Origin of the sequence: Spiroplasma endosymbiont of Thecophora atra, assembly GCF_964019735.1 — a bacterium.
Classification (GTDB): Bacteria; Bacillota_I; Bacilli_A; order Mycoplasmatales; family VBWQ01; genus Spiroplasma_E; species Spiroplasma_E ixodetis_A.
The window spans coordinates 724,029-738,908 of the sequence record NZ_OZ026464.1 but is presented as its reverse complement, the minus strand read 5'-3'; the positions used below and the strand labels follow the sequence as shown (position 1 = coordinate 738,908).

20 protein-coding genes are annotated in these 14,880 nt (G+C 23.5%); all 20 read left to right on the top strand.

Features of this window, described 5'->3' with window-relative positions:
• Nucleotides 1–1,046: 1,046 nt before the first annotated feature.
• The 20 genes from AACL05_RS04205 (at nucleotide 1,047) to AACL05_RS04110 (ending at nucleotide 14,876) form a co-directional block, all read left to right on the top strand.
• Entirely contained in the window at nucleotides 1,047–1,328 is a 282-nt protein-coding gene (locus tag AACL05_RS04205; protein ID WP_338986350.1) for a hypothetical protein, read from the top strand.
• Between the two features lie 170 nt (nucleotides 1,329–1,498).
• Entirely contained in the window at nucleotides 1,499–1,645 is a 147-nt protein-coding gene (locus AACL05_RS04200; protein WP_338975423.1) for a hypothetical protein, read from the top strand.
• A gap of 113 nt (nucleotides 1,646–1,758) precedes the next feature.
• A complete protein-coding gene (locus tag AACL05_RS04195; protein WP_338962969.1) occupies nucleotides 1,759–2,763 on the top strand; it encodes a hypothetical protein in 1,005 nt (334 codons plus the stop codon).
• 201 nt (nucleotides 2,764–2,964) lie between these two features.
• Nucleotides 2,965–4,689 carry a phosphoenolpyruvate--protein phosphotransferase gene (gene ptsP / locus AACL05_RS04190; protein WP_422397367.1) on the top strand — a complete coding sequence of 575 codons (1,725 nt, stop codon included), beginning with the start codon at nucleotides 2,965–2,967 and terminating at the stop codon, nucleotides 4,687–4,689.
• A gap of 84 nt (nucleotides 4,690–4,773) precedes the next feature.
• Nucleotides 4,774–5,283, top strand: a complete 510-nt coding sequence (locus AACL05_RS04185; RefSeq protein ID WP_338962965.1) for a PTS glucose transporter subunit IIA — start codon at nucleotides 4,774–4,776, stop codon at nucleotides 5,281–5,283.
• Nucleotides 5,284–6,056: 773 nt separating this feature from the next.
• The gene (locus tag AACL05_RS04180) at nucleotides 6,057–6,377 is read left to right on the top strand and encodes a hypothetical protein (protein ID WP_338962897.1); all 321 of its coding nucleotides are present in this window, start codon (nucleotides 6,057–6,059) and stop codon (nucleotides 6,375–6,377) included.
• A 333-nt stretch (nucleotides 6,378–6,710) separates the two neighbouring features.
• Entirely contained in the window at nucleotides 6,711–7,061 is a 351-nt protein-coding gene (locus tag AACL05_RS04175) for a hypothetical protein (RefSeq protein ID WP_338962892.1), read from the top strand.
• 2 nt (nucleotides 7,062–7,063) lie between these two features.
• Nucleotides 7,064–7,528: a hypothetical protein gene (locus AACL05_RS04170; RefSeq protein ID WP_338962889.1), complete on the top strand. Its 465-nt coding sequence runs from the start codon at nucleotides 7,064–7,066 to the stop codon at nucleotides 7,526–7,528.
• A gap of 2 nt (nucleotides 7,529–7,530) precedes the next feature.
• Nucleotides 7,531–7,824 (top strand): hypothetical protein, encoded by a 294-nt coding sequence (locus AACL05_RS04165; protein ID WP_338962887.1) that lies wholly within the window; start codon nucleotides 7,531–7,533, stop codon nucleotides 7,822–7,824.
• A gap of 3 nt (nucleotides 7,825–7,827) precedes the next feature.
• Complete coding sequence (locus tag AACL05_RS04160) at nucleotides 7,828–7,989, top strand: hypothetical protein (protein WP_338962885.1); 162 nt, start codon at nucleotides 7,828–7,830, stop codon at nucleotides 7,987–7,989.
• Entirely contained in the window at nucleotides 7,989–8,231 is a 243-nt protein-coding gene (locus AACL05_RS04155; RefSeq protein ID WP_338962882.1) for a hypothetical protein, read from the top strand. The genes AACL05_RS04160 and AACL05_RS04155 overlap by 1 nt, the downstream gene beginning before the upstream one ends.
• 5 nt (nucleotides 8,232–8,236) lie before the next feature.
• Entirely contained in the window at nucleotides 8,237–8,434 is a 198-nt protein-coding gene (locus tag AACL05_RS04150; protein ID WP_338962880.1) for a hypothetical protein, read from the top strand.
• A gap of 3 nt (nucleotides 8,435–8,437) precedes the next feature.
• Nucleotides 8,438–8,623, top strand: a complete 186-nt coding sequence (locus AACL05_RS04145) for a hypothetical protein (RefSeq protein WP_338961813.1) — start codon at nucleotides 8,438–8,440, stop codon at nucleotides 8,621–8,623.
• The gene (locus tag AACL05_RS04140) at nucleotides 8,623–9,447 is read left to right on the top strand and encodes a hypothetical protein (RefSeq protein WP_338962877.1); all 825 of its coding nucleotides are present in this window, start codon (nucleotides 8,623–8,625) and stop codon (nucleotides 9,445–9,447) included. Before AACL05_RS04145 ends, AACL05_RS04140 begins: the two co-directional genes overlap by 1 nt.
• 16 nt (nucleotides 9,448–9,463) lie before the next feature.
• Nucleotides 9,464–9,622 (top strand): hypothetical protein, encoded by a 159-nt coding sequence (locus tag AACL05_RS04135; RefSeq protein ID WP_338962874.1) that lies wholly within the window; start codon nucleotides 9,464–9,466, stop codon nucleotides 9,620–9,622.
• A 40-nt stretch (nucleotides 9,623–9,662) separates the two neighbouring features.
• Nucleotides 9,663–9,851 (top strand): hypothetical protein, encoded by a 189-nt coding sequence (locus AACL05_RS04130; RefSeq protein WP_174480113.1) that lies wholly within the window; start codon nucleotides 9,663–9,665, stop codon nucleotides 9,849–9,851.
• Between the two features lie 16 nt (nucleotides 9,852–9,867).
• Nucleotides 9,868–10,242, top strand: a complete 375-nt coding sequence (locus AACL05_RS04125; protein WP_338962871.1) for a hypothetical protein — start codon at nucleotides 9,868–9,870, stop codon at nucleotides 10,240–10,242.
• Between the two features lie 18 nt (nucleotides 10,243–10,260).
• Nucleotides 10,261–11,442, top strand: a complete 1,182-nt coding sequence (locus AACL05_RS04120; protein ID WP_338986003.1) for a hypothetical protein — start codon at nucleotides 10,261–10,263, stop codon at nucleotides 11,440–11,442.
• Nucleotides 11,443–11,456: 14 nt separating this feature from the next.
• The gene (locus tag AACL05_RS04115; protein ID WP_338962866.1) at nucleotides 11,457–13,175 is read left to right on the top strand and encodes a hypothetical protein; all 1,719 of its coding nucleotides are present in this window, start codon (nucleotides 11,457–11,459) and stop codon (nucleotides 13,173–13,175) included.
• Nucleotides 13,176–13,178: 3 nt separating this feature from the next.
• The gene (locus AACL05_RS04110; protein ID WP_338962863.1) at nucleotides 13,179–14,876 is read left to right on the top strand and encodes a hypothetical protein; all 1,698 of its coding nucleotides are present in this window, start codon (nucleotides 13,179–13,181) and stop codon (nucleotides 14,874–14,876) included.
• The last annotated feature ends 4 nt before the right edge of the window (nucleotides 14,877–14,880 follow it).

The following is a 14,880-nucleotide window of genomic DNA, read 5'->3' as shown; positions in this document are numbered from 1 at the left end:
TAATGATTGCGTTAATGTAACGAGTTAATAGTAGTAAAGGGTTGTTAAGAGTAAATATTTAACTATTACAATTGTTTAAGCAATTTCACTCGAAGGATAATTAAATATTTATTTTTTTTAGTTATTTCGATTGTTTAAACATAATAGTTTTATTAAAGACAATTTAATATTTTTACGTAATGTATTTATATATTTATATGATTTTTTTAAAAGAAGGAGAGGCATACCTCGGTTCTATTAAATTAAAATTCAGGTTAAGTATGTAGGGTAATTTATTCTTTTTCCTATTCGAGTGGGATTTTTTTTATATTTATTAATTTTATATTTATTAAAAATCAAAAAAAATAAAAAGGTTAATAAAGCAATATTAAAGGTTGGTTCCAACCAGAACCTTGGTTGGTGGAACCATGGGCTTTAGCCCATTGGGGTAGGTTGCGAAGCAACTAGGGGCAACGCCCCTAAGAACTTGAGACACACAAAATTATTGGTTATTAGCCTACTAGTATTATTTTTTATTTTTACTAAGTAGTTTTTTTATGTTTTTTTGTAATGTCTTAAAGGAAAAATATATTGTTATTTTAAAATAAATCTAGTTATATATTCTTATTTTTTATTTAATGAAATTACAATATATTATTTATGGGGTTTTTCTTTTACATATTGATAGAAAAAATGAAATTTAGTTGATTCAATTATTCTTTGTAAGTAAAACAATAATTTCTTATATATAAAAAATATATATTATGAACTTTTAGTTTTAATTTAAATAGTTCTCTTAAAAAGAGATATTGGAATAAAATCAAGAAATATAAGCAAATTGAATTAATATAGAAACATATAAATAGAACATTTAACATAAATATTAAAATTTCAAAATAAAACCTATATTTCTTTAAAAAGAAAATGAAAATATTATGTTAATTTTAAAATATGTTTAAAAAATCTTTGGAAACTTTTCTCAATCTTTATGCAATAAAATTTTAATTATACATAATAGAGAAAACGTGTTATTAATATAAGTTTAAAAAGGAAAGAAGCAAAGACAAATGTGTCCAATAAATGGTAATAGTGCCAGTATAAGAAATCAAAATATGGAATCTTTAGTGGTGGGAGTAGAAAATAATAATGAAATAGTTATTACTAAAACTAAAAAAATTATTGCAGAACTTGCAAATATTAATTTAAGAATTCATTATTATACCAATTACATTAATCAATATTGAAATAGTGATGAACAAAAATATAAAAATAAAGCAAGAATATATTTTGATGATTTAGGAGAAATTTATGAAAATTTACCAAAATTTATTAAAAAAAAAGTGAAATAAGTTCAAATAATTGTTGTTGAAAAACTATTGAATATTTATCTTCTCCAATTGTATTATTAACAGGTATTTCAATTAGAGTAGCACAAAGATATTTTTCAATAGCTGTAGTATCAGAAAAGTCTATAATAGGTAAAACTTTTATAGAACAATTAGAAATATTAGGCAAAGGAATGTGAGAATCATTAAAAATTCCTGAAAATTATGCTATGGCTGGTGTTGATACACTTACATCTTATTTTTTATCTTACTATCCATTTGGATTAAAAAGTATTATTGATTTATTACCTTCAAATCAATTAACACAAAAAAAGAATTAGATGAATATTTACCACTCGAAATTATTATTAATAAATTAGAAAAACATTTAGAATTTAAAGAATATGAAAAATTAAATAAAATTAATTCGAACTTAGATAATTTGTGTACTAATTTGTTAACAATTATCAAAAAACATCATGTAATAAATCATATTAAAGATGAATTAAAAAATATTGATTTTAATGATGAATTTACTTTTGAAAAATTTAATTCTTTAATTAGTGCAGAAATCAGTAATGATTTTTTAAAAGAACTTTTAAATGAATTAAGTGAATTATCAAAAACTGATTTAAAAAATGAAGACTATTCTATTAAAGAAATTATAAAAAATAGTTTATCCAATACTAACTTTTTTTTAACAACATTATTAATAAATCATTTAGTTATTACTGTTTCTTCTGCTTATACTGCTGAAACATTAACATGAGAATCTTATACAGAAGATATAGTATCAATTAATAATATTATTTCAACTATTGTTCGTGCTACAGTAATGAGATTTGTTAATGAATATTTTATTAAAAATGCATTAAATACAATTTTTGAACCAGTAAAAAATTATTTTTGCCCTCAAAATAATGATCATACATTGCTACAATCATTTAAAAATTGAGTTAAAAATCAAAATAAATTAAGTCAATTAGGAGTCTTTATCGTTAGTTTTCTTTTTATTAGCGCTATTACTAATGCTATTAAAACTTATGCAGCAGATGTTACACAAAATAAAGGAGATTGAAAAAAAGCTTGAATTCAATTTAAAGAAACATTTCCAAAATTAGGAATGGTATTATCAGCACTTGGTGTAACTAGTTCTGATTTATATAATTTAACAAATAAAATGAAACCAGCTTTTAAATTAATATATAAGCAAGAAGAGCAACAAAAGATTATTGATGAAGTATTATCTGAATTACCAAATATAATAAATCAAGCAAATGGGAATGCTGCTAGTGATGGAAGAGATTTTCTTACTAGAAGAATAAATGGTCATATTAATAATATTAATGAATGAGATGAAAATGATGTGCAAGATATAAATAACTCAGATAGAGAATCTCTTATTCCTAATAATAATCATAATCATGATCGTTCTCTTATCCAATGCGTAACTATCTAATTATATTAATATAGTGAAAAGATTCCTACTTTTAATTTCATTAAAAGTAGGAATTAATATATGAAAAATATTTAAAAATATTAAAATCATTTTTATTTATAAAAAGTTTAAATTATAATAAATATTTTATACAATATTTCATTTTTTTATTATAATTTAGTAGACTATTAATAAACATATTTTATAAGGAGTGAAATATATATAATGTTAAAAATGAAAGGTATTGGTGCTAGTAATGGCATTGCTCTAGCCAAAGCATTAATCTTAAAACATGAAACTATCAAAACTAATCCTAAAAAAATTAATGAAAAAGAAATAGAAGGAGAAGTTAAAAAGTTACATGATGCTTTAAAAATAGCAGGTAATGAAATTAAACAACTCATCCAAAATACAACAAAAACTTTGGGTGAAGAAAAAGCCGCTGTTTTTGAAGCTCATTTTTTAGTAACAACTGATCCAGTATTAATTGAAGATACTGAAAAGTTAATTAAAGAAGAAAAATATAATGCTGCTAATGCTTTAGAAAGTACTGCTAATAAAGCAATTGCAACATTGCAAGCAATGGATGATGATTATTTTCATGAACGTGCTGCTGATGTTATTGATGTTCGTGATCGAATTTTACGTAAAATTTTAAATATTAAAACTATTGATTTAAGTGCAATTAAAGAAGAAACAATTATTGTTAGTCATGATCTAACACCTTCAGAAACAAGTCAATTGAATCCTAAGTTTGTTAAAGGATTTTTATGTGATATTGGTGGTAGAACTTCTCATGCAGCAATTATGGCTCGTAGTCTTGGTATTCCAGCAGTTCTTGGGTTAAAAAATGTTATTACAAAAGTAAAAAATAATCAATTTTGTGTATTAGATGGTAATACTGGTGAAATTGAAATTGATTTAAATAGTAGTGAAAAAAATAAATGAGTTGCTAAACAAAACGCATGAATTGAAGAACAAAAAGAATTATTAGTATTTAAAGGTAAATTAACTAAAACCAGTGATAATCATGAAGTAAAGTTAGAAGCAAATATTGGTTCACCTAAAGATATGATTAAAGCAATTGAATATGATGCACAAGGAGTAGGACTTTTTAGAAGTGAATTTCTTTATATGGAAAGTAGTGATTTTCCAAGTGAAGATATTCAATTTGAAGAATATAAAAAAGTATTGTCTGCTACTAAACATAAAGTTGTTATTAGAACTTTAGATATTGGTGGTGATAAAGAATTATCATATTTAGATTTACCAAAAGAAATGAATCCTTTCCTTGGTTATCGTGCCATTCGTTTGTGTTTAGATCGTAAAGATATTTTTAAAACTCAGTTACGTGCTTTAATTCGTGCTTCAGCTTTTGGTAAATTAGCTATTATGTTTCCAATGATTGCTACTGTTGAAGAATTTAAAGCAGCTAAATCATTATATGAAACTTGCAAAAAAGAATTAATTAAAGAAAAAGTTAAAGTTAGTGATGATATTCAAGTTGGAATGATGATTGAAATTCCAGCAGCAGCAGTTAATGCAGAAATATTTGCTAAATATGCGGATTTCTTTTCAATTGGAACTAATGATTTAATTCAATATAGTTTAGCCGCTGATCGTATGTCAGAAAAAGTGTCTTATTTATATCAACCATATCATCCATCAATTTTACGTTTGATTAAGATGACAATTGATGGTGGACATAAATATAATCGTCCTGTTGCCATGTGTGGTGAAATGGCTGGTGATAAAATTGCTGTTCCACTACTAGTTGGTCTAGGGCTAGATGAATTTTCAATGTCTGCATCTAGTGTTTTAGAAACTAGAAAAATTATTAGTACTTTAAATAAAAAGGATACAGAAATATTAGCATCAAAAGCATTACAATGTGAAACCAATGAAGAAGTTAAATCATTAGTAGAAAAATTTTTATCAAAAAAATAAAAATATTATTTATTTTTAAAGTTACATTATTTAATGTTAAAATTATAAACATCTAATTTACATAATTTTGAGGAGAATCGACATATGTTTTTCAAGAAAAAAAAACAATTACCTTTATTAATTTATGCACCAGTTACTGGTAAAGTTATTAACCTTAGTAAAGTTGAAGATCCAGTATTTGCTCAGGAAATGTTAGGGACTGGTTTTGCTATTATCCCTGAATATAAAGGTAAAGATGGAGTTGAATTTGTATCACTATTTGATGGAAAATTAGCAACAGTATTTAATACAGGACATGCTTATGGTATTAAAGATGTAAATACAGGTATTGAATGTTTAGTTCATATTGGTATTGATACTGTTGAATTAGCTGGTAAGGGCTTTGATATTAAAGCTGAACAAGGTAAACCAATTAAAAAATCAGAAGTAATTGTAGTTGCTAATTTACAAGAAGTTAAGAATAAAGGTAAAAAAGTAACAACACCAATTGTTTTCATTAATGAAACAATGGAAGGTTATGTTGTAAAGCAAGTAGTAAAAGATGATGAACAAGTAACGGTTGGTCAATTAATTGCTGAAGTCACTAAGAAGTAAATATTTTGGGAGCGTGTCGAAGATGTCGGTAACTAAAAAGTTTTAAAAATAGCTCCTTTCTTTTTTTACCCTTGAATTAAAAATAAATGACAAAAGACGAGAATAAAAATCTTGTCTTTTTTTGTGTAATTGTAAAATTTTAAAATTTTTATTATTAACATCCTTTAAATATCTACTACACGCAGTGACCAAGTAGGAGAAAGTTAATAATTAATAACCCTCTTTAACGCTATTATCAACACGTGTTAGGGAACTAAAAAAGTGAACTACAACACAGTTGTTAAAAATAGTAGCTAGAACATGTGGACTTGCATGGATAAATAAAAAGTGGAGTGATACCTAATAAAATATACTAACCATTAATGGTAATTCTTGGGGTGGGAGCGAATTGGAAACTAGTATATATAGACCTGTTGTAGGGACCTATTGTATTAATTCTATTCTTTATTTAACCAACCTTGCCACTCCCCAGTGAGCAAGTGTTGGTTTTATTTTTTATTTTTTTTGAAAAATTTTTTTGGGCGAGAAAATAAATTTCAAACTTGTAAAAAAAATTGAGCGGTGCCGGTTCAATTAAAATATTAATTTATTAAACATAAATTAAATAAATATTGAATCGAATGCCTCGATTTCTTTTTAAAATTTCACAATTTATTTTTGAGCCCAGAATTGCTGGAATGAATAAAACGAATAGTAGTATTATTAATAATCTAAAAATCAAAATATATGTTCTTTATGCTAGAAGCAACAGAACATATTAGGAAAGGATTATTATGCAAATAGAATTTAAAAAAGAACAAATTGTTAAAGATAGACCACAATCTATTCTTATTGATTATGGTGAATATAAATTACAATGTCCAAAATGAATGGTTAAAAATAATAGTTTTATTGCTGATGATAAATATACATATTGAGTTTTTAATTTAGAAAATATTAAAAGAGAATTAAGTGGTAATGAATTAATAAAATTATTAGAACCATATATTAAAGACCAAAAAATAACTGTTAATAAACCAACCGCTCCAAAAGAATATTATCTTAATGATATAAAACTTGAACCATTAAAATTTTATGAACAGCATAATAGTTAATTTATCGGTGAAATAACAGATAACAAAACTAAAATTACTAATCCTTGTTTTAAATATAACATTACGTGAGAAGAAAACAGAAAAGATTTTAAAATAAATAATCCATATAAACATGATGATTTACCAATTAATTATTTAGTTACTTCTTATAAGCAAATTTCAACTCATAATGAAAAAGTATTTTTGTTGAACATGTAAACAACATAAATTAGATTATTTATTCTTTAATACTAATGATATAAAAACAAGAAAAAACTTTTTAAGAGACAAAAACGGTAAAGCAATTTGTTATGACTGTATCTTAAATGTTAAGTTAAGTAGGGGGTATAAATAATGAATAAAGAAAAACCATTTGCTGTTAAAGACCAAGAAATTATTAATGAATATAAGAAAAAACGTAGTAAAGAAATAACAGAAGAACATTTAAATAATATAGAAAAATTAAGAGAAGATTTTAAAAAAGAAATTATTAATAAATATAAAGAAAAATTAAAAAAAGATTTTAAAAAAGAAGTTATTAATGAATATAAGAAAAATTTAATTTGTTCATTAAATATATTTTTAGGTCATTATATAGAACAATACAAAAAAGAAAAAGAAACATTTTATCAAAATCAATTAAAAGGTTCAGTTGATATTATTGAATTATTAATTAATAAAATAAAATCCAAAGAATTTGATTAATAATGCAATATGACTTAATTATTGGAATTGACCCTGCTGGTATTGGTAATAATGGAATTGTTATATATTCAAATGAAACTAATAATATTATTTTTAATGAAACATTCAATACATTAACTGTTTTATGAACTAAAAATATTTATAAAGAAAAATTTCAATTAATTAAAGAAAAATTTATTGATAAAAAAATATTAGTTATTGTAGAAAATTTCTTTTTAAGTTCAAAACAATTATTAACTAATCCATTAGCAACCCCTAAAATTATTGGTGCATTAATGGTATTAGTACAAGATGTTATAAATTGAGATTATCTAGAAAGTGAACCAAAAAATAAAACTAAAATAGAAAATTATAAAGGAAATATAAAATTAACAAAACATGAACAAGATGCTTATAAACATATTCAATATTATTTAAAAAATCATAAAAAAATATTAATTTTTGATAATTATTTAAGGAAATTATAAAAATGAAAGATAAAACAAATTATGTCAAATTAACAGTAAAACTTAGTAACACTATTGAAGCAAAATATTACGAAAAAGGTAATAAAGAATTATATTATAGTGTTCGTGGTCAATGAAATGGATTAAACTATGTTACTTTAATTTTTAATAAACCAAAACTTTATAGACGCTGTATTTTATTAAACAAAAACGATGAAATTATAGTAACTGGTGAAATCTTTAATACTTTAAATATTCAAAAAAATCGTGCATTTTGTTCAATTAATGTTAAATGATTTAAAAAATGAAAAGAGTAAAAAATGATATTATGAGAAATTTTATTAATAGTACCAATATTAATAACCAGCATAACACTAATAATATTTTTATTATTTATTATTAAAGAATTAAAAAATGAATATAAAGTATTAAAAATATTAAGTGAAATTGCTAATCAAATTGAAAATAAGGAGAATAATTAATGATAATATTACCTACTTTGTTTGAAAATAAAGATGAAATTGAAATATTATCACCATTTCCCAAAGCAATTCATACAAGTAATGATATTAGAGCAATTATTTTAAGACAATATCCAAATGTTAAATCAAAACACATAATTGTTTCTGACCCAGAAAGTAATGTTGCATTAATAGTTGGTGATAATGATGTTTATCAAGGTTGAATTAAAGTAACAGTTAAAAAATTAGAAATTAAAGGATAATAACCATGACTAAGCGCGAATTTTTAATTAAATGAAATGTAGACGAAAAATTATTTTTTATTGATAATGTTGAATTTTGTACAAGTGAAACATGTGTAATGTTTAATTGAAATGATAATTATTTAATGATTGATTATCATTCAAAAGAGATGAAAAAATTTATAGAACTATTAAATGATTTAAAACAAATTAAAGGAGAATAAATTATGTTAGATGAAATTTTAAAAGTAATTTTTGATAGAACAGATAAACAAGAATTAATTTATATGATAGAAAGATTAATTCTTGTTACTAAAAATCCATCAGAAACAAAAAAATGACTTATTAAAGAATTTGATAAAAATCATTATGTTTTAGAAAAATTATTGAATATGAACGGAGAAGTTAAATAATGCCAAATGAAAATACACAATCAAATTATACTTTAACTAAATTAATTAGAACTGGAATAAGTCCAATTTGTGCAATGATTGGTACAAGTGCTTATTATGGTCAAGTAATTGCAAATCCAGTATTAGGTTCAATTAATAGTTTATTATTTGGTAAAAAATTAGGTTTAGATATTTGAAATTTAAATCAAAGACCAAATACTAAAACTAAATTAATTAATAGTTCTAAAAAAATAGCATTAGGATTAGGAACAATTGGATTAGCAAATTATAGTAAATGAACAAAGAATAATATTACTCCAATTATTCCAACAACACCAATGCCAATAACTACTACAACTACAACTGAGGGTCCTCCATGATTACTATTAAATAAACAAGAAAATCAGTCATTAATGGATTGAGATACATATATTAGTTTAAATGCTTATGGTATATCAAATCTTATTAGTGGATTAACTGAGTTAATACCTAATAAATTTGAAACAATAAGAAAGATTTGTAATATGGCAACTGGTGGATGTTTAATATCAAGTGGTGTTGCTATGGGTATTAATAATGATTTTAATAATGCTTATGCAGTACCTACCATAATTGCTGGTGCAAGTGAAATAATCCATAATTTACTACCTATGGAAACAACTAATCATATTCAAGAAATGCAAGAAACATCATTTAATAATGAAACTTCAAGATTAATTAATGATAATAGATTTTCAATTAATAGTGAAACAACCAGTCAATATGGTAGTGATAATATGAGCGAAGTACCATTAAATCATGATAATGCTTCACTAAATTGAGATTATAATCACATGAATTTATAAAGGAGGTGAATAATTTATGAATAAAGAAAAATTACTTGAATATTACAATGAAAAATTAAAACAACATGAAAAAGATTTAGAAGACATACGACTGAATGAACGTTTAATTGCAAATCTTTTAATAGATGCAAAATGTATGATTGAAAGAATTATTAAAGGTGAATTTGATGAATAATCAAAAATAAACAATAAATAATCGAAAGGAAAATATTGAGATGAAAGAATTTTTACATGAATTAATAATTATTGGAACAAGTGTTGGAACATTAATTTGCAGAGAAATTATTGTTTTATTAAAAAGATTTATCACAACTCCAAAACATGTTAGAGCAAATAACAAAATTATCAAACATCAAAAAAAATTAGCAAAATTAAATGAAAAGATTAATAAAGAAAATAAATAAAAAAGTGGTGATGTAAATGTTAGAAAATGAAAATAATGTTCAACAAACAACTGAACCTTTAACTGAAAATAATGCTCAACAAGAAATAGAAAATAAAGTTAATGAAGCAGAAAATAAGTTAAATAAACTTAATCAAGAAATTAAAGAAAAAGAAATAATTAATATATTTAAAAAATATCAAGTTAAAACTGAATTTTATGATTATTTAAAATTTACAACAAGTAATATAGAAAATTCAAAAATTGAAGAAACTATTAAAAAAATGATTAAAGAACAACCAGTATTTAAAGAAATAATTAATACAGGTGGTAAACAACAAACAATAATAACAAATCAACAAAATTCAATAAAAAGTACATTATTGGATTATAAAAAAAATAATAATTTATAACAGAAAGGAAATCAAAAAATGGCAATACAATTCAATAAAAATTTAGATAATACCGAAAAATTAGTAGAAGCACCAGAGTTTATAGAATTTTATAAACAATCAAATTCACCATGAGCAAGTTTTTTTCCTATCGAAATGGTTAATTCAACAAAAATTGAATTTATAGTTAAAAAACCAAAAAATTCAGAAATTAAAGTATTAAAATGAAATGATAAAAGCAAAGGATTAGATGTTAGTTATGCTGAAACTGTTAAAATTTTAAAAGAAATTAAAGAAGAAGCGGTTGCGGGTGAAATAATTGCTAATGTTGATTTAAATGCTGAAAATGGACAAAATTTATTAAATACAATGCAATATGAAGTTGCTAATGACTTAGCAGATTATTTAGCAAATAATGATACAAATGTAATTGCAAAATATGCAACTAAAATAGACATTACTGATAAAACACCATTAGGATATTTAAAATCAATGTTAGATGCTTGAAATACTTTATTTCAACTAAGAAATAGTAATAATTGTCGTTTTTTTATTACTAATAATCTTTATGATACTATTGTTTATTTAGCCAATAACAAAGGTCTAATTACTGATAATCAAATTGCTCAACAATTAAGATTAAATGGAAATGATTTATACATCAAAGGTGTACTATGTCAAATTGTAATGGATGATTATATGACATTTACTGATAATAATGAAACTAAAATTATGTCTTTTGTTTTAGCAACACCAAGAGCAATGAAAAGATATATGTTACAAAATACAGTTGTATATGTTCAAGATATTGCTGATGGTAAAGTTGGAAGAAGATATTTAGTTGGTGGAGAAGTAACTGGTGAATCAATACCCTATATAACAGATGAAGAAACAACTTCACGCTGAATGTTATGTGCAATTGTTAATAATGATAAAAATGATTTAAAAACTAAAATTACAAGTTTAACAACTAATATTACTGCAAATGTTAATAACAATAATAGTGAATTAAATACACAAATAAAAAGTACTAATGAACTTAAATCATTAAATCCTAATTTAACAAATCCAACTATTAAATATTTTAGTGATGCACAAGGAAAAACTAATGTAAGTAATCAAAAACAAAAAGCAGGTGACTTATATATAACCATTACTGCTAATGTTAATGACTTAAATTATAAAGGAACAACAAATCCAATTAAAATAACTCTTAAATAAAGGAAATTAATATTATGCCAATCGGTACAACTAGTACAGCAATACTTTTAAACATAAATAAACCAAAACATACTAGAACAAGTAACCAACAAGAAAATAAAAGTTTTTGATGAGAAATTTTAGAAATGATTGGTGTACAAGTTATAGCAGTAGCACTTGCTCCTTTTACTGGTGGATTAAGTGAAAGTGTAGCCCTTGGATTAGGTGCAAGTGATTTAATTGCTAGTATTAGTGCTGTTGGTGTAGAATTTTTAACTGATTTTACTATTAATCAAGTTTATGATTATTTAAAAGGAAATCTAACACCATTAAATACTTTTTTTAATATATTACCAGCATTTGCTGGACTTAATAAAATTAGTCGTGGTTATCGTACAACTAAATTTATTAAGTTAGCACAAAAAACTAAAACATTAGAACAAGTTGGTATTAAAGAAGCAAAAAACTTACAAGAAATTATTAGTCAAGTAAGTGGAAAAGAAATTTTAACAGATAAAATTATTGGTAATAAACGTTATTTAATGAATTATAGTTTTACTCCTAATCGTGAAACAGTATTACGAGATTTAGGATATGTTGCTGAAAGACAATATAAGAATAATTTTCAAAAACTAGAAACAGAAAAATTAATGGAACACTTATTATTACAAAATACATTAATAAAATTAAGTCCACAATTAACTCCTAAATTTAAAATTAAAGATATTGAAAAAGCAAATAACTTTTTAAAAAAATTTAATACTGATTTAAAAGAAGTATTAAAAATGAATCAACATGATTGATTAAATTTAGTTCATACAATACATACAGAAAATAGATATGGAAAAACTTTAATTTTAGATTTACAAAAAATTCGTGCTAATGCTATTAAATTTAATTTTAAAAATAATGTTATTCATCAACTTGTTTTAAAAGCAAATCAAACTTTTAAATATTTTGATATTAGATTTTATTTAAAAAAAGGTTTAAATAAATTTTGAAAAGATACACCATATTTTGAAAAAATACGAGAAAGTATATATAAATTACAAGAAAAATTTGAAAAGTTAGAAAAACAAGTATTTGAAAAAATTCAGAAATTAAAAGAAAAAGCAACTGATTTATTTACTAGTGCAGAAAAAAGAGCAATTAAACACGCACAATTAATTCCATTAAATTCACCAGTATTTATGGGTTGTAAAATTCAACCTTTGTCATTAGATAAATGTGCAATTACTATTTATCATCGCAATCCTAAATATAAACCAATTACAGTTGTTGATAGTATTCTTAAAGCAAAAACTTTTGTTACTCAAATACATCCATTCCATTGATATCGTTGATATAGTGGTTGATACATTGGTTATGGAGTTAATCAAAATAAATGATTAAAAGCAATAGCATTTGCTCCACCAGTGGTGCAACAAGTAATTAGAGATAGTTTTAAAGTATATAGAGAAATATTTAGAACTATTAGAACTTATCATAAAGTAGTAAATGTTATTAATAATCCTATTGAAAATATTAACAAATCATTTAAAAATGTTGGTTTAAAATTTAGTGTTAATACTTTATTTGGTACTGGATTATTACATCATTTAGAAAAGTTTGCATATAGTCAAGTTGTAACAAAAAGTAAGAAAAAAATAAAAAAAGGTAAAAATAAAATACAAAAAGAAATTGAACATATAACACATAAAAAAACAAAAAAACATACTCATCATTATAAACAAGCATTTTTTAAGGAATGATAAAATATGATTAATAAACTTTGAACTGGTGTCAGTCTTGAAAATTATAATAACTGATATCCATTAACTGGAAAAATTACAGAAACACCACAGCAATACATACAAACATGACCTAATGTTAATGATTGATTTAAAACTTTTGCTATTCGTGCTCAAAATGATATTAATGCTTATCTTGGTTTTATTTTATCGAAATTTCCTTTTGATAGTTTCAAAGATGAATTAATTAAAGAAACATTAAGAGATATGGTATATGTAACCACTGAACATTGAGTTTTCAATCGTACACCGATTGAATTTAATGTTGATGCTACTATTCAGTTTAATAATGGTAGTCAATTTAGTGCAAGTAGTATTCCAACAATTAATGTATGAGATTTAGCACCAAGTAGAATGAAAATATGGGCAAGACTAACAGAATTAAAACAAATATTATCAAATTATAATGATGATGAAATAGATGTTGAAAAAATTGATTTAAAAGCATTTTATACTAGAAATCAAGTTGATGAATTAATTGAACAACAAAAAGAATTTACATTATCAAAACAAATTAAATTATATGATGATTTAGTTGATGATAATGAAAATGAAATATATAGAGGTCCTGTTAGTAAATTTATTAATAAAGGTTATGTTGCAACAGATTATGATAAAGAAACTGAAACAATGATTTTAGATTGACCTGATGAAATTGGTACATTACCACCCGAAGCACTACAAAATAATCCACAAATTGGTGATTATACACATGCACCAACTTGTGATTTTTCTGCTAAACAACAGAAAAATATTACAGCCTTAACTAATAATAAACAAAATAAATTAATTACTGGCCATGGTATTAATCTTACAGAAGATAATGTAATATCTGTAAGTTCTTATTTGGTAACACCACAAGATTTTTTAAATAATCCACAATGAGAAGAACAAAAATCAATGATTTTAACAAGAAATACATATTATCAAATTTTTTGGTCACCTAATATGTCAAACAGTCAAGGACTTAAAGGAGTATTTTTCTTTTATGGTGCAGTACCAACAGCCCATAATGTAGCTATTGATTCAGCAGGTTATTACTCAAATTCTACTAATGAAATTAAAGCTCATTTAAGTGTCCAACCTGAAAATGATGAATTAATACTATCATATTTTGATGGTAATTCTTGAATAGTAACTAATCTAGATGGAAATAAACTAGGAACTAAAATATATAAGCCTAAGACAAATAATAAAATTTATAAAATTAAAAGTAATACATTAGATATTAATTCACCAAGTGTAATTAATATAGATAAACCTATAAAAATTAATTCAAAAAGTTTAGAAACTAATGAAATAGAAGAAAATAATTGAGATATTGAATTAAAAGATATTCCTCCAAAACCAAGTCCAAGTCGTTCAAATTGAAAAGAAGTAGGAACAAGAGAAAAAAGTAAAATAGGTAATTGACAAATTACTTATGATTTTCAAGAGAATAAACATTATAGAGTTTATTATTCTTGAAGTATATATAATCCAGTTTATAATATTTTAGAATTTTTTATAACTGATAAAAAAACGATTAGTGTACCAATGCACACTTATAATGATAGTACTAATATAATAATTTTATCTCTTAATCAATCTAAATTGATTACTATTTTTACTGTAAAAGGTTCAAGAAATGGTAATGTATGAAAATTAGAAGAATTGCAGGAATAATATT